The following is a 14,162-nucleotide window of genomic DNA, read 5'->3' on the forward strand; positions in this document are numbered from 1 at the left end:
GCGGGCGGTTGGGGGTGTGGTGGGGCGGGCGGGGGCCGGCAAACCCGCGGCCCCGGGGGTGGCCGCCCCGCGCCCGGCACTACCATCGGTCAACCAAACTCGAAGCCCATCTCCGCCAGCGCGGGGCCGACAAAGTCGCCCTGCACATAGTCCACGCCGGCACTGAACAGCAGGGTCATCGAGTTGGCATCGCTGACGAACTCGGCGATGGTGCGGATGCCGGCTTCCTGCGCACGCGCGGTGATCTGGCTGATGCGGTCGATGTTCTCACGGGTGGCCGCCAGGTCGCTGGTGAAACCACGGTCCAGCTTGAGGAACTGGGGCTGGAAGTGGGCCAGCAGCTGGAACGAATCCAGCCCCGAGCCGAACTGCTCCAGGCCGATCCGGCAACCCAGCGGTGCCACTTCGGCAAGGAACTGCTGGGCGCTGCGCAGGTGGGTGAACACCTTCGCTTCCGGCGCATGCAGCCACAGCCGCTCGCCAGGCACACCCTGTGCCTGCAGCTCACGGCGAAGGGTGGCGATCATCTGCGGGTCGTCGAACGATTCCGGGGTCACCTTCACCAGCATCTGGGTGGCATGCCCTTCGCGGGCGCGCTGGCCAAGCACGGCGATCGCCTGCGAGACCACCCAGCGGTTGATGTCGGCCAGCAGGCCGTGCTCCTCGGCGATGCCCAGGAACGCAGTCGGGCTCAGCAGTTCGCCGTTATGCTCCAGGCGCAGATACGCCTCGTACAGCTCCAGTGACTCGCCCTGCAGGTTCAGTACCGGCTGGTAGTGCAGCTGGAAGCCGTCGCCAGCCAGTGCTTCACGGATGCGCGCGACCCAGCGCAGCACGCGTTCTTCCTCCACGCGGTCAGCGGCGGCCGGGTCGAAGATGCGGCAGGTGTTGCCCAGCTCGGCGGCGGCATGCGTGCATTCGCTGGCGCGCGCCAGTACCTGGCCGATGCTGGCGATCTTCTCGCCCACCTGCACGCCGCCGATGCTCACCGTCACCGTGGCCGAGCGGGCGCCGATGCTGAACACATGCGCGGCGTAGGCCTCGCGGATGCGCTCGGCCAGCGCCACGGTCTGCGCATACGGGCCGGCCTGCAGCACGGCGAAATTGTGCTCGCCGAAACGGGCCAGTTGCGCATCCTCGCCCACCACTTCGGCCAGCAGGCCGGCGAGGGCGCCGATCAGGGTGTCGGCCGACGCCAGGCCGATGTCCGGCAGCAGGCGCGCATAGTGGTCCGGCTCGATCAGCAGCAGGCCGAACTGGCCTTCGCTGCGCCCGGCCTGGGCTACCGCGCTTTCCAGCTGCAGCATGAAGGTCGGGCGGTTGAGCAGGCCGGTGACCTGGTCGCGCTGGCGCAGGTCCTCGACCTCGCGCGCCAGTTCCGGGTCGAACTCCATGCGGCGGCGGAGCACCACCTGCAGGCAGGACTCGCCTTCATAGGTGGCGGCAGTGAATTCCATCGTCGCCGGAAACGCGCTGCCGTCCTCGTGACGGGCATCGAGCTGGTACTGCGGCGGCGGCGCCTCGCCACGGCTCAGGCCCTTCAGCAGCTGCTTGAAGCCCTCCACGTGCTGGGCGGCGACCATGTCCAGCAGGGAGATGCCTTCGATGTCGTCGAAATGCTCGTAGCCGAACATTTCCAGGTAGGCATCGTTGGCGCGGATATGCATGCCTTCGTGCACGTAGGCGATGGGATCGCGCGAGGAGGCAATCAACGCATCGCAGCGGCGCTCGGTCTCGCGCATCTGTGCCTCGATGCGGCGCAGGCCGCGACGCGCCTGCAGGTCCACCCACTGGTCACGGATCACCGCAAGCAGATGCTCGGGGCGCTGGCGCAGGGCGAGGGCGCGGATACCATGGCTGCTGGCCTGCACCAGCTCGTCCTCGTCGATGCGCTCGGCCAGCAGCACCAGCGGAATGTCCTTGCCGCTGGCAGCGATATGTTGTGCGGCCAACGGCAGTGGAATGCCCTGCGAGGGTGACGCCAGCACCAGGTCGATGGCCTGGCTGGCCAGCACCTGGGCCAGTTCGGCCGCGTCCTGCGGGCGCCATGGGCGCACCGCGATGCCGCTGTTGCGCAGGGTGCTGACGATGGCTTCGGCATTCTCGCCGCTGTCGTCGACGATCAGCAGGCGGATGGTGATGTCGTTCGCGTTCTGCATGCACTGCTCCCCAATCTGCGAACCTAGATACACGATGCGCGGCGAACCGTCCATGCGCGCACCCCTTGCGCGCATCGAACGGCGATGTGGTTCACACCACGCCGCCGGCCGCGTGGCCGCTGGCCCAGGCCCACTGGAAGTTGTAGCCGCCCAGCCAGCCGGTCACATCCAGCACCTCACCGACGAAATGCAGGCCGGGCACGCGCTTGGATTCCAGCGTCGAAGACGAGACTTCGGCCGTATCCACGCCGCCCAGGGTGACTTCGGCGGTGCGGTAGCCCTCGGTGCCACTGGCCACCAGCGGGAACGCGCCCAGCAACTGTGCAGCCTGGCGCAGCACCGGCTCGTCCAGCTGGCGCACCGGACGGTCGGGCAGCCAGTGCTCGCACAGGCGCTGCGCCAGCCGCTTCGGCAGCACCTCGCCCAGCACCGTGCGCAGTTCGGCGGCGGGCCGCTCCTGCTTCATCTGGCGCAGCCAGTCACCGGCATCCTGGCCAGGCAACAGGTCCAGCTCCAGCGCGTCACCGGGTTGCCAGAACGAAGAGATCTGCAGGATCGCCGGGCCACTTACGCCGCGGTGGGTCAGCAGCATGAAGTTCTGGAAGCTCTTTCCATTGCAGCGCGCCTCGATCGGCAGCGCCACGCCGCTGAGATCGGCCAACCGTTCCTGGTGCTTGCCGCTGAGAGTGAGCGGCACCAGTCCGGCGCGGGTCGGCAGCACCTGGTGGCCGAACTGGCGGGCGATCTCATAGCCGAAACCGGTGGCGCCAAGGCTGGGAATCGACAGGCCACCGGTGGCCACCACCAGCGAGGCGCAATGGAACAGGCCCTGCGTGGTGTGTACGCGGAAACCATCGGTGCCATGCTCGATGCGCTCGACGCTGCACTGGGTACGGATCTGCACGCCCGCCGCCTGGCATTCGTCCACCAGCATCTTCACGATCTGCTTGGACGAAATGTCGCAGAACAGCTGGCCCAGCTCTTTTTCGTGATACGCGATGCCGTGCTTGTTGACCAGCTCGATGAAATGCCAAGGTGTGTAGCGCGCCAGCGCCGACTTGCAGAAGTGCGGGTTGGCCGACAGGAAGTTGGCCGGGGTGGTGCCGGTGTTGGTGAAATTGCAGCGGCCACCACCGGACATCAGGATCTTCTTGCCGATCTTGTTGGCATGGTCGATCACCTGCACCTGGCGGCCGCGCTGGCCGGCCGTGATCGCGGTCATCAGCCCGGCTGCACCGGCACCGATCACCACCACATCGCAACGGATCGCGCTCATGCCTTGGCGCGCTTGCGCCAGTTCGGGATCACGTCGAGCTGGATCTGATCGTCCAGCAGCTGCACCTCGCCGTCCTGGATCAGCACGCTCCAGCGCATCGCACGCTTGATCTGCTGGCCCCAGCGCTCGACGAAGTCGCCGTCCAGATCAACCACGGACAGGTTGTCGAAGCGCGCCAGGCCCTTGCCCTGCTTGCCCCACCAGATCTCCGAAGCGTTGCCGCCATAGTTGATCACCTGCACCTGGCGGCTGCGGTTGCTGGCCTTGCGGATGCGCGATTCGTCGGGATGGCCCAGGTCGATCCACTGCAGGATGTCGCCGGTGTAGTCGTGTTCCCACAGGTCCGGTTCGTCATCGGTGCTCAGGCCGCGGCCGAACTCCAGGCGGTCGCCAGCGTTCAGCGCGAAGGCGAGCAGGCGCACCATCAAGCGGTCGTCGGTCTCGGACGGGTGCTGGGCCAGGGTCAGGTTGTGGGTCGCGTAATAGCCGCGATCCATGTCGCTGATCTGCAGTTCGGCCTTGCGGATGGTGGCGGTGAGAGCCATTGGGGTACCGTGGACTAAAGAGGACCATGATAGAGGTTTGCTCCGGGGGTGTCCGTGGCGGGGCTGTCTGTGCAGCGTCAACGTGGCACGCTTGGGCTCTTTTCCGTTGCCTGAGTGGACCTGATGATCCTGCCCAGCCGCCTGCAGCTTCCGCCCGGCCACTGGGCCACCCTGCTCGACGGCCTGTGCGCGCGTTTTCCGCGCATCGATCGTGAGCAATGGCAGGATCGCTTCACGCGCGGCCGGGTGCAGGACGCGCAGGGCAGGGCGCTGGCAGCGGACATGCCCTGGCAGGTGGGGCTGGAGATCCAGTATTTCCGGGAGGTGGTGGACGAGCCGGTGATCCCCTTCGCCGAGACCATCGTCCATCTCGATGCGCATCTGCTGGTGGCCGACAAGCCGCACTTTCTGCCGGTCACGCCAGCCGGAGGTTATGTGCGCGAGACGTTGCTGGCACGCCTGGTCGCGCGCACCGGCAATACCGATCTGGTGCCGCTGCATCGGCTGGACCGGCTGACTGCAGGCCTGGTGCTGTTCTCCACGCAGGCTGCATCGCGCGACGCCTACCAGCGGCTGTTCCGCGAACGCCGCATCGACAAGACCTACGAGGCGCTGGCACCGGCGCTGCCCGCGGCGACGTTTCCGCTGCATCGGCACAGCCGCTTGGCCCCGGCCGAACCGTTCTTCCGCATGGCCGAAGTGCCCGGGGAGCCCAATGCGCGCAGCCGGATCGAGCTGATCGAGGGTGAGGGACCGATCTGGCGTTATCGGCTGCTGCCGGAAACCGGCCGCAAGCACCAGCTGCGCGTGCACATGGCGATGCTGGGCGCGCCGATCGAGGGCGATGACCTGTATCCGCAGCTGCGGCAGCGGCCGGCAGGCACGGCCGAGGTACCGCTGCAGCTGCTGGCGCAGGGGCTGGCCTTCGACGACCCGTTGAGCGGCGAGCGTCGGGTGTTCAGCAGCCAGCGCTGCCTGCGCCTGCCTGATCAGGAAGGCTAGACGCGTTCAGCGGGCCGGATGGCGTGCCAGCCAGCGGTCCAGCTCGGCCGCAAACAGCTGCCGGTCGCGTGGACCCAATGGCGGAGGCCCCCCGGTCTGTACCCCGGCGCCGCGAAGTTCCTCCATGAAATTGCGCATCGACAGCCGTTCGGCCATGTTGTTCGGGGTGTACAGCTGGCCGCGCGGGTTCAGGGCCACCGCCTTCTTTTCCAGCACCAGTGCGGCCAGCGGGATGTCCTGGGTGACCACCAGGTCGCCGGCCGCCACCCGCTCGACAATGGCGCTGTCGGCCACGTCCAGGCCCTGCGGCACCTGGATCGAGCGCAGCCAGCGTGAGGGCGGGGTACGGATCCACTGGTTGGCGACCAGGGTCAGTTCGATCCCGACCCGTTCAGCCGCCCGGAACAGGATGTCGCGAATGACGGTGGGGCAGGCATCTGCATCCACCCAGATACGGGGGCGGGCGTGTTCAGCTTGGGTTTCAGCTTCAGTCATTTACCCAGTGTAGGGTAGGAAAAACCTGAATGGGGACTCGGGGTTAGCCGCAGAAAGGCGCCAACCCTTGCCACGCCTAGCGGGCGGCGTTTGCCGATGAACGTCCGGGCTATCGCTTTTTGCAGAAAACACGCGTATCGTTCGTCCCACTGTGTTTGCTAGGGTCACCGTGAATCGTGGCCTGGTGCAGTTGATCTCACGATCCGCTCATCGATCCGCTTTACCAACGCCTGCAACTCAGTCTCGGCCCCGATACCCGGTGGCTGCGATTTTTTCAACATGTGTTTCAGGAGTTAGTCAAATGTCTGATCGTCAGACCGGCACCGTCAAGTGGTTCAACGACGCCAAGGGCTTCGGCTTCATCACCCCGGAAAGCGGCCCGGACCTGTTTGTGCACTTCCGTGCCATCCAGGGCACCGGCTTCAAGACCCTGCAGGAAGGCCAGAAGGTTACCTTCATCGCCGTCCAGGGTCAGAAGGGTATGCAGGCTGACCAGGTGCAGGCGGTCTAATCCGTCTGCTACCGTTTGGTAGCCAGAACGCCGGAAGCGAAAGCTTCCGGCGTTTTTTATTGCCCGCTGCTTTTTGTAGAGTCGGGCCATGCCCGACTGCTTTCAAACGCAGTCGGGCATGGCCCGACTCTACAAAGGGCATGCACCGTGCGCGGTACGATGTAGGTCTTCCCAAGGATCGTCCCCATGCGCATCGTCCACCATCTGGAAAACTCCCGTTCACTACGCGTGCTGTGGATGCTGGAGGAGCTGGGGCTGGACTACGAGCTGCGCCGCTATCCGCGCGATCCGAAGACGCTGCTGGCACCGCCGGAACTGCGTCAGGTGCATCCGCTGGGCAAGTCGCCGGTACTGCAGGATGGTGAGCTGGTGCTGGCCGAATCCGGTGCCATCCTCGATTACCTTGCCGACCGCTACGACACCCAGCGCCAGCTGTCGCCGTCGCCGACGCCTGCCGATGGTGCCGAACGCATCGCCTACCGCTACTGGCTGCACTACGCCGAAGGCTCGGCGATGCCGCCGCTGCTGCTGACCCTGGTGATCGGTCGCATCCGCAGCGCACCGATGCCGTTCTTCGCGCGCCCGATCGCACGCAGCATCGCCGACAAGGCCGAGCGTGGCTTCATCGGCCCGCAGCGGCGTCTGCACCTGGACTGGATGGAGCGCCGCCTGACCGAAAGCCCGTGGTTCGCCGGCGAGCGCTTCAGTGCCGCCGACATCCAGATGAGCTTCCCGATCCAGGCTGCGGCTGCGCGCGGTGGTGGCCTCGACGACAAGCCGGCACTGCGTGGCTTCCTCAAGCGCATCGGTGAACGCCCGGCCTATCAGCGTGCCGAGGCCCACGGCGGTCACCTGCAGGCACTCAGCGGCAATTGAGGAGGGTGGCCGTCGCCCCCATCTTCAGCACCATGGATACCGACAGCCCCCGTTTCGACAACCGCCTGCTGCATACCCTGCCAGGCGACCCCGAATCCGGCCCACGCCGCCGCGAAGTGCTGGGCGCCGCCTGGTCGCCAGTGATGCCGACCCCGGTGACGGCGCCCACGCTGCTGGCCTGGGCGCCGGACGTCGCCGCGATGCTTGGCTTCGATACCGCTGAGGTCGAGAGCGAAGGCTTCGCGCAGGTGTTTGGCGGCAATGCACTGTACGCCGGCATGCAGCCATGGGCAGCCAACTACGGTGGCCATCAGTTTGGTCACTGGGCCGGTCAGCTCGGCGATGGGCGTGCGATCTCGCTGGGTGAACTGGTCGCGCCGGATGGCCGCCACTGGGAGCTGCAGCTGAAGGGGGCCGGCCCGACGCCGTACTCACGCGGTGCCGATGGGCGCGCAGTGCTGCGCTCATCCATCCGCGAATTCCTGTGCAGCGAGGCGATGCATCATCTGGGTGTGCCGACCACGCGCGCGCTGTCGCTGGTTGGTACCGGCGACGACGTGGTGCGCGACATGTTCTATGACGGCCATCCACGTGCCGAGCCGGGTGCCATCGTATGCCGGGTGTCGCCGTCGTTCCTGCGCTTTGGTTCCTTCGAGCTTCCGGCGTCGCGCGGGGAAACCGCGTTGCTGCAGCAGCTGGTCGATGCCTGCATCGCCCGCGATTTCCCTGAACTCCAAGGGCAGGGTGAGGCACTGTACGGCGACTGGTTCGCGCAGATCGCGGTGCGCACCGCCGAGATGATCGCGCACTGGATGCGCGTCGGCTTCGTGCATGGCGTGATGAACACTGACAACCTGTCCGTGCTCGGCCTCACACTCGATTACGGCCCCTACGGATGGGTCGAGGACTTCGACCCGGACTGGACGCCGAACACCACCGACGCGCAGGGCCGCCGCTACCGTTTCGGCACCCAGCCGCAGGTGGCGTACTGGAACCTGAGCCGATTGGCGCAGGCGCTGTCTCCGCTGTTCGGCGATGTCGCACCGCTACAAGCGGGCTTGGCGGCGTATCAGTCCACCTTCGTGGCCTGCACGCGTCGCGATGCTGCCGCCAAGCTCGGACTGGCCGCGGCCGATGATGACGACCTGCAGCTCTTCCTGCGCTGGCAGCAGCTGATGCAGGACGGTGCCATGGACATGACACTGGCTTGGCGTGCGCTGATGCGTATCGATCCGACGGCACCGGATGCGGCGCTGCTGGACGCTGTGTACTACGACGAGGCGCGCCAGCAGGCGGTGCAGGCACCGTTGCAGCAGTGGCTGCAGGACTACACGGCGCGGTTGCAGGCCGATCCGCTGTCGGCCAGCGAGCGCACGGCGAAGATGACCGCGGCCAATCCGCTGTACGTGCTGCGCAACTGGCTGGCCCAGGAGGCCATCGACCGCGCAGAGCAGGGCGACCTCGGCGGCGTTCATGCGTTGCAGGACGTACTGCGCGATCCGTACACCGAGCGTGCCGGCCTGGAACACTTCGCCGGCAAGCGCCCGGCGTGGGCCGACAATCGCGCCGGCTGCTCGATGCTGTCCTGCAGTTCCTGAGGGTGGGTTTCGGCAGGGCTGCGCCCTGCACCCGCAGAGGCCAGGTCAACAGCCAGAGCAAAAGCGGATTCCGTGGTTTGGCGGGGCGGTGTCGGATTGCGGGGACGCCGCAAGTACGTCCGTGTAGGCTTGGCAGCCGCATCCATGCGGCTGACACCCCGCAATCCGACATCGCCCCACCTCCGACAGATTTCCCGCTGCTGTGGGTAGGTGTCGAACTTGGTCGACACGGTAGATCCAGGCCATGCGTGGATGCTCTTCGTTCAATTTTCGAAACATTCGATTTCAATTGAGATTCATCCACGCATCGCATGGATCAACAGATCGCAGAAATCTGTCGAAGGCGGGGTGGGTCCGGTGGCGGGAGTGTCCGCGGCATGGATGCCGCGGCCAAGCCCCCAAGGGTGAGGGTGCTTTGCTTGCGAAGCACTGCTTCGCAAGCGCCCGAACGCACAGCCGCCAGCGGCTGGGCCGGACCGCGGAGCGGGGTTTACGGCGTCCCCCGCAACCGGACCCACCCCGCCTCCCCACGGGAACCAGCTTCTGCTGTTGCTGTTGCTGTTGCTGTTGCTCCAGCTCGTAGCGGGTGCAGGGCGCAGCCCTGCCGTACCCCTAACCCCGTGCCATTGACTGCCACCACTGCGACATCAGCTCCGGCCTGCGCAGGCGCTCGCGCCACCAGCGCAGTGCTGCACCATCTTCACCGGTACGCCAGGCCAGCCAGAACGTCTCTTCCGGCTTGTGCTCCTCCACTTCGCGGATCACCAGCTGGCCGCGCGCTACTGCCGCGCGCGCGCACGGCTCGGGCAGGAATCCGAAGCCCACACCCTCGCATTGCAGCTTCAGCTTGCTGGCCATGTCCGGCACCGTCAGCATTTCCTGCCCCATCAACAGGCCGACCGTGCGTGGCAACAGCCGCCGCGCCGAATCGGAGACGGCGATCGCGCAATGCTCGACCAGCTGCTCGCGACCGAGCACGCCCGGCACCGCCGCCAAGGGATGATCGGGCGCGACCGCGAACACGAACTCCACCGTGCCCAGCGGCTCGACCACGTAACCACCGCCACTGGGGCCCTCGCCCGGCGCACCGACCAGCAGGTCGGCACGGCGGTCCAGCAGGGCTTCCCAGGTGCCGGACAGGGCCTCGCCAATCAGCCGCAGCCGGGTCGGCGCCTCGGCCTCACGGAATGCGGCGATATCCGGCCCCAACAGCCAGGTCGGAAACACCGAGTCGACCGCCAGGGTCAGCTCGGTCTCCCAGCCCGAGGCCACCCGCCGCACCCGCAGCTCCAGCTCACGCGCGGCGCGCAGCAGGTGCCTGCCCTCTTCCAGCAGCGCGCGGCCGGCCTCGGTCGGTTCGGCGCGCGGTCCGACCCGGTCGAACAGCTGCACGCCCAGATCCTCCTCCAGCTTGGCCACGGTATAGGAGATGGTCGAGGGTACTTTGTGCAGGGCCTTGCCGGCGCCGGCGAAAGAGCCGCGGCGGTCGATGGCATCCAGGATCTGCAGAGCATCGAGGCTGAGCTTGAGCATTCGAATTTTTCGATGATGGCTGTCAAAACTATCCGTTTTTCAAAGCCGGGGCGCAAGCGGATACTTCTCTCCAACGGGAAAACACAGCGGCCAGAGGCCCATCCCGCCCCATCGAAACCATCGAACAAGGAGATTCCATCATGCTGCAGATCCGCAAGAGCGCTACCCGTGGCTTGGCCGAGCATGGGTGGCTGTCCTCGCGCCATACCTTCTCCTTCGCCAATTACTACGACCCCCGTTACGTCAGCTTCGGCCCGCTGCGGGTGATCAACGAAGACAAGGTGATCGGCGGCCAGGGCTTCGGCACCCACAGCCACAGCAACATGGAGATCGTTTCCTATGTACTGGGCGGCGCGCTGGAGCACAAGGACTCGATGGGCACCGGTTCGGTGCTGCGCTACGGCGACGTGCAGCGCATGAGTGCCGGCAGCGGTGTCAGCCACAGCGAGTTCAACCATTCGGCCGATGAGCCGGTGCACTTCCTGCAGATCTGGATCTTCCCGGACGCGGAGAACATCACCCCGTCGTACGAGGAGACCCACTTCGCGCCGGAGACCAAGCGCGGCCAGCTGCGCCTGATTGCCTCGCCTGACGGTGCCGACGGCTCGCTGCGTATCCACCAGGATGCCCGCATCTTCGCCACCATCCTCGATGGCGGCCAGAAGCTGCACCACGCGCTTGGCAACGGTCGTGGCGCCTATGTGCAGGTGGCGCGGGGCCAGCTGCAGGTCAACGGCATCACCCTGGAAGCCGGCGATGCGCTGCAGGTCAGCGACGAAGCACAGCTGACCCTGGAAAACGGCAACGACGCAGAAGTGCTGGTGTTCGACCTGCCGCTGTAACGACAACGCCCGCGATGCTCCAGTGCATCGCGGGCGCATTTCTGTAGCGCCGGGCCCACGCTCGGCTGCTGTTTGCCTGGATCAGGCCATGCACGGCCAGCCGAGAGCGGGCTCGGCGCTACAGCACCACCGGCGTCAGAACTTGTACGTCATCGCCAGGCGTACGTTGCGCGGCTCACCCCAGGTATAGGTGCTGTACCAGCTGAAGATCGTGTAGTACCGCTTGTCCAGCAGGTTGTTGACGTTGAGCGTAGCCGACAGGCGATCACTGAATTCATAACGCGCCATCGCATCCAGCAACCAATACGGTTGGGTGCGATGCACCACCTTGGCCTGCGTGGCCGGGTTGGTGATCTCACCGAAAGTGGAATCCTGCCAGCGCGCACCACCACCCAGCGTCAGCCCCTTCCAGTCGCCGCGCAGGCGGTAGCTGGTGTGCAGGCTGAACTGATTCTCCGGCTCCAGCGTCGACACCTTGGTCCCGGCCTGGCGTGCGATCTTGTGGGCGAAACCACCCTGCACCTGCCAGCCCTCGGCCAGCTGGCCGGACAGCTCCAGCTCATAGCCCTTGGTGCGCACGCCCATCAGCGCGCGGTAGGCGATGTCGCCGGTCGGCGTCTTGCCACCGGAAGGCTGGGCGAAGTTGTCCTGGTCGAGCTGGAACAGCGCCGCACTGGCGTTGAAGCGGCCATCGAAGAATTCCGCCTTCAGGCCCATCTCGTAGCTGCGTCCTTCCAGCGGATCCAGCGCCTTGCCCTGTTCGTCGCGCTCGCCCTGCGGCTTGAAAATGGTGCTGTAGCTGGCATACACCGAATAGTGTTCGCCGAGGTCGTAGACCACGCCGGCATACGGTACGAACACGCCGGTCTCGCGCGTCTGCGGCGAGCGGTAGCTGGCCAGGCGGCTGCCGACGATCACCTTCAACGGATCGGCAACATCGAAGCGGCCGACCACATAGACGCCGTTCTCGCGGGTCACTTCATTGTTGTCGTAGCCCCGCTGCCATTGCGGCTCGGGAATGTCCCCCTGCCACGCGCGATAGTCCGGCACCGCTGTCGGGTAGCCGGGCTGCGGTGAGTAACCGGTGTTGGTCCAGCGCTTGCGCGACGCGCTGCCGCCGACCACCAGTTCATGCTCGCGCCCAAGCAGGCCGAAGCGCCCGCTGACGTAGAAGTCGGCGGCGTTGCTGACGGTCTTGCCGACATACTTGCCCAGCCACAGCGACACGCCTTCGCCGGTAACCGGATCGGGATTGCCACCGGCCGCGCCGGCCAGGGCCGCGTCATAGCCATTGACCTGATGGTTGAGCTGCAGCTTGGCAACCCAGTCATTGTTGAACGTGTGCTCCAACGTGGCGAAGCCGGTGCGCACGTACTGGCGCCAGCCGCTCCAATGGGTGCCATTGTTGAACGAACGCGGCATGTCGTTGAAGTTGCCCTGGCTGTCCAGCAGCGGGATGCCGCCCCAGGTCGAGCCCTTCGGATCGCTCTCCAGTACGTCCCCGCCGACAGTCAGCAGGGTGCGCTCGCCTACGTCGGCCTCAAGCACTGCGTAGCCCACCTTGCTGGTGCGCTGGTAGAAATCGAGATTGGAATGCTTGTCCTGCCAGGCACCAACGGCACGGCCACGCACACGACCATCGGCGGTCAGCGGACCACCCACATCGATCTCGGCGCGGTAGTCGTCCCAGCGGCCCACACCCAGCGTCGCACTACCTGCGAAGTCCTTGCCCGGCTTCTTGCGCACCAGGTTGATGGTCGCGCCTGGATCGCCCATGCCGGTCAGCAGGCCGGTGGCGCCCTTGAGCACTTCAATGCGGTCGTAGATGGCGGTGTCGCTGAGCGTGTTACCGGCCGAGTAGGCCGAGTCGCGCGACATCGGGATGCCGTCGTACTGGAAGTTCTGAACGGCGAATCCGCGTGCGTAGTACTCGGTGCGCTCGCTGTCGTAGGTCACGATGCTGATGCCCGGGGTCACCCGCATCACGTCATCGATGCCGTCCAGGCCGAAGTCGTCCATCTGCGTGCGGGTGATCACGCTGATGGTCTGCGGGGTCTGCCGCGGGGTCAGCACCAGCCGGGTGGCGGTGGCGATGGTGCCCGGCGTGTAGGCGCCGCTGCCTTCGGTGATGGTGCCGAGCTGGTTGGCGGTGACCTGTACGGTCTGCAGGGTCTGCGAGGCGGGCGCCGGCTTGGCCTTGTCCTCGTCCTGGGAGGACTGGGCGGCCGCGGTGCCGCCGCTCAGTGCAAGCAGCAGCAGGCCCTGGGCCAGCGCATGCGACAGCGGCAGGCGACGTGGAAACGGGAACGGGAAACGGACAGGCACAGACGACACGACGGGACCTCCACGATCGGGTGGGATCCTCTGGCGGCGGCTGGAGGCGGGATGGGAATGGGGCCGGATGGCCGCAGGCGCAGGAGTTTACTCCCCTGCGCCCCGGCTGTCGTGCGGTATGCCGTCGCGCGCGTCGCGATGGCGCCGGATCAGCCGCCTACGGCGGCACAGGCCTCAAGAATCAACGCGGTCACCTCGGCCGGCTTCGAGGCCAGCGAGGCATGGCTGGCATCCAGTTCCAGCAAGCGCTTGGGCTGCATCCGACCAGCCATGACCTTCTGGTTCTCCGGCGCGATCATCCGGTCATGGCGGGACAGCTGGTACCAGCTCGGCTTGTGCTTCCACGCCGGGTCGCTGACCGCATCGCCGAAAGTGCTGGCCAGCGGCGCCTTCTGGGTCACCGCCATCACCCGGCCTTCGTCGTCACTCAGGTCCTGGCAGAAGCTTTCATGGAACTTGTCGGCACGCAGCCACAGGTAGCCATCGCTGTCCGGCGCCAGATTCGGTGCCGCATCCGGCAGATGCTGCTGGGTGATGCCACCTGGACTCTCGCCGGCATCCGGGGCGAACGCCGCGATGTAGACCAGGCCCTTCACGTTGGCCTCGTTGCCGGCCTGGCTGATCACCGCACCACCATAGGAGTGGCCGACCAGCAGCACCGGCCCGTCGATCTGCCGGATCATTTTCTGGGTGCGGCCGGCATCATCGGCCAGCGAGGTGAGCGGCAGTTCCACCGCCTGCACGCGGTCATGGCCGTTGCGATGCAGCTCCAGGATCACTTTGGCCCAGTGTGCGGCCCCGCCCCAGAAACCATGGACGAGGAGGATGGTCGGTGTCGTGCTCATGTACGGATCTCCGGCAGCGGCCGGCGGAATGCCGACCGTGTCGCCACTGTCCGCGCGGGGCGTTAATCACTGGTGACGCATTCGGGTCACTGCAATCGTATGCGTCGCTTGATCTCACGCATGGCACTTGCCCATCCGGCCTGAAA

Annotated in this window: 12 protein-coding genes; 5 read left to right on the forward strand and 7 right to left on the reverse strand. The window is 66.4% G+C overall.

Going from position 1 to position 14,162, the window contains the following annotated elements; all coding sequences use genetic code 11:
* Positions 1-89: 89 nt before the first annotated feature.
* From V9K93_RS00660 to V9K93_RS00670, 3 genes are all read right to left on the reverse strand, one after another.
* Positions 90-2,159 (reverse strand): EAL domain-containing response regulator, encoded by a 2,070-nt coding sequence (locus V9K93_RS00660; protein WP_012510772.1) that lies wholly within the window; start codon positions 2,157-2,159, stop codon positions 90-92.
* A gap of 91 nt (positions 2,160-2,250) precedes the next feature.
* The gene (locus V9K93_RS00665; RefSeq protein ID WP_337301945.1) at positions 2,251-3,435 is read right to left on the reverse strand and encodes a BaiN/RdsA family NAD(P)/FAD-dependent oxidoreductase; all 1,185 of its coding nucleotides are present in this window, start codon (positions 3,433-3,435) and stop codon (positions 2,251-2,253) included.
* Positions 3,432-3,980 (reverse strand): YaeQ family protein, encoded by a 549-nt coding sequence (locus tag V9K93_RS00670; RefSeq protein WP_032969767.1) that lies wholly within the window; start codon positions 3,978-3,980, stop codon positions 3,432-3,434. The genes V9K93_RS00665 and V9K93_RS00670 overlap by 4 nt, the downstream gene beginning before the upstream one ends.
* Positions 3,981-4,103: 123 nt before the next feature.
* Between V9K93_RS00670 and V9K93_RS00675 the strand changes: the two genes are divergently transcribed.
* Entirely contained in the window at positions 4,104-4,982 is an 879-nt protein-coding gene (locus V9K93_RS00675) for a pseudouridine synthase (protein WP_337301946.1), read from the forward strand.
* A 6-nt stretch (positions 4,983-4,988) separates the two neighbouring features.
* On the opposite strand, the gene V9K93_RS00680 is transcribed toward V9K93_RS00675, so the two are convergent.
* A complete protein-coding gene (locus V9K93_RS00680; protein ID WP_004153306.1) occupies positions 4,989-5,477 on the reverse strand; it encodes a YaiI/YqxD family protein in 489 nt (162 codons plus the stop codon).
* A gap of 301 nt (positions 5,478-5,778) precedes the next feature.
* Between V9K93_RS00680 and V9K93_RS00685 the strand changes: the two genes are divergently transcribed.
* The 3 genes from V9K93_RS00685 (at position 5,779) to V9K93_RS00695 (ending at position 8,462) form a co-directional block, all read left to right on the forward strand.
* Positions 5,779-5,988 carry a cold-shock protein gene (locus tag V9K93_RS00685; RefSeq protein ID WP_004153307.1) on the forward strand — a complete coding sequence of 70 codons (210 nt, stop codon included), beginning with the start codon at positions 5,779-5,781 and terminating at the stop codon, positions 5,986-5,988.
* Between the two features lie 186 nt (positions 5,989-6,174).
* Positions 6,175-6,864 carry a glutathione S-transferase family protein gene (locus tag V9K93_RS00690; protein WP_012510777.1) on the forward strand — a complete coding sequence of 230 codons (690 nt, stop codon included), beginning with the start codon at positions 6,175-6,177 and terminating at the stop codon, positions 6,862-6,864.
* 32 nt (positions 6,865-6,896) lie between these two features.
* Positions 6,897-8,462: a protein adenylyltransferase SelO gene (locus tag V9K93_RS00695; protein ID WP_337302150.1), complete on the forward strand. Its 1,566-nt coding sequence runs from the start codon at positions 6,897-6,899 to the stop codon at positions 8,460-8,462.
* A 612-nt stretch (positions 8,463-9,074) separates the two neighbouring features.
* Here the strand turns inward: V9K93_RS00695 and V9K93_RS00700 are convergent.
* Positions 9,075-9,995, reverse strand: coding sequence for a LysR family transcriptional regulator (locus tag V9K93_RS00700; protein ID WP_046985864.1), 921 nt, complete (start codon positions 9,993-9,995; stop codon positions 9,075-9,077).
* Positions 9,996-10,135: 140 nt separating this feature from the next.
* On the opposite strand from V9K93_RS00700, the gene V9K93_RS00705 reads away from it, so the two are divergent.
* Positions 10,136-10,837, forward strand: coding sequence for a pirin family protein (locus V9K93_RS00705; RefSeq protein WP_046985863.1), 702 nt, complete (start codon positions 10,136-10,138; stop codon positions 10,835-10,837).
* A 135-nt stretch (positions 10,838-10,972) separates the two neighbouring features.
* On the opposite strand, the gene V9K93_RS00710 is transcribed toward V9K93_RS00705, so the two are convergent.
* Together V9K93_RS00710 and V9K93_RS00715 are read right to left on the reverse strand one after the other, a co-directional pair.
* The gene (locus tag V9K93_RS00710; RefSeq protein ID WP_337301947.1) at positions 10,973-13,171 is read right to left on the reverse strand and encodes a TonB-dependent siderophore receptor; all 2,199 of its coding nucleotides are present in this window, start codon (positions 13,169-13,171) and stop codon (positions 10,973-10,975) included.
* Between the two features lie 149 nt (positions 13,172-13,320).
* Positions 13,321-14,016 carry an alpha/beta hydrolase gene (locus tag V9K93_RS00715; protein WP_046985861.1) on the reverse strand — a complete coding sequence of 232 codons (696 nt, stop codon included), beginning with the start codon at positions 14,014-14,016 and terminating at the stop codon, positions 13,321-13,323.
* Positions 14,017-14,162 lie beyond the last annotated feature (146 nt).

It is taken from the genome of Stenotrophomonas sp. CCNWLW162 (assembly GCF_037203745.1).
Classification (GTDB): domain Bacteria; phylum Pseudomonadota; class Gammaproteobacteria; order Xanthomonadales; family Xanthomonadaceae; genus Stenotrophomonas; species Stenotrophomonas maltophilia_AQ.

Bases quoted from the DNA above. Each gene is read 5' to 3' on its own strand.
- V9K93_RS00680 (WP_004153306.1), bottom strand. From the start codon at position 5,477: ATGACTGAAGCTGAAACCCAAGCTGAACACGCCCGCCCCCGTATCTGG.
- V9K93_RS00660 (WP_012510772.1), bottom strand. From the start codon at position 2,159: ATGCAGAACGCGAACGACATCACCATCCGCCTGCTGATCGTCGACGAC.
- V9K93_RS00695 (WP_337302150.1), top strand. From the start codon at position 6,897: ATGGATACCGACAGCCCCCGTTTCGACAACCGCCTGCTGCATACCCTG.
- V9K93_RS00705 (WP_046985863.1), top strand. From the start codon at position 10,136: ATGCTGCAGATCCGCAAGAGCGCTACCCGTGGCTTGGCCGAGCATGGG.
- V9K93_RS00675 (WP_337301946.1), top strand. From the start codon at position 4,104: ATGATCCTGCCCAGCCGCCTGCAGCTTCCGCCCGGCCACTGGGCCACC.
- V9K93_RS00700 (WP_046985864.1), bottom strand. From the start codon at position 9,995: ATGCTCAAGCTCAGCCTCGATGCTCTGCAGATCCTGGATGCCATCGAC.
- V9K93_RS00685 (WP_004153307.1), top strand. From the start codon at position 5,779: ATGTCTGATCGTCAGACCGGCACCGTCAAGTGGTTCAACGACGCCAAG.
- V9K93_RS00670 (WP_032969767.1), bottom strand. From the start codon at position 3,980: ATGGCTCTCACCGCCACCATCCGCAAGGCCGAACTGCAGATCAGCGAC.
- V9K93_RS00690 (WP_012510777.1), top strand. From the start codon at position 6,175: ATGCGCATCGTCCACCATCTGGAAAACTCCCGTTCACTACGCGTGCTG.
- V9K93_RS00665 (WP_337301945.1), bottom strand. From the start codon at position 3,435: ATGAGCGCGATCCGTTGCGATGTGGTGGTGATCGGTGCCGGTGCAGCC.
- V9K93_RS00715 (WP_046985861.1), bottom strand. From the start codon at position 14,016: ATGAGCACGACACCGACCATCCTCCTCGTCCATGGTTTCTGGGGCGGG.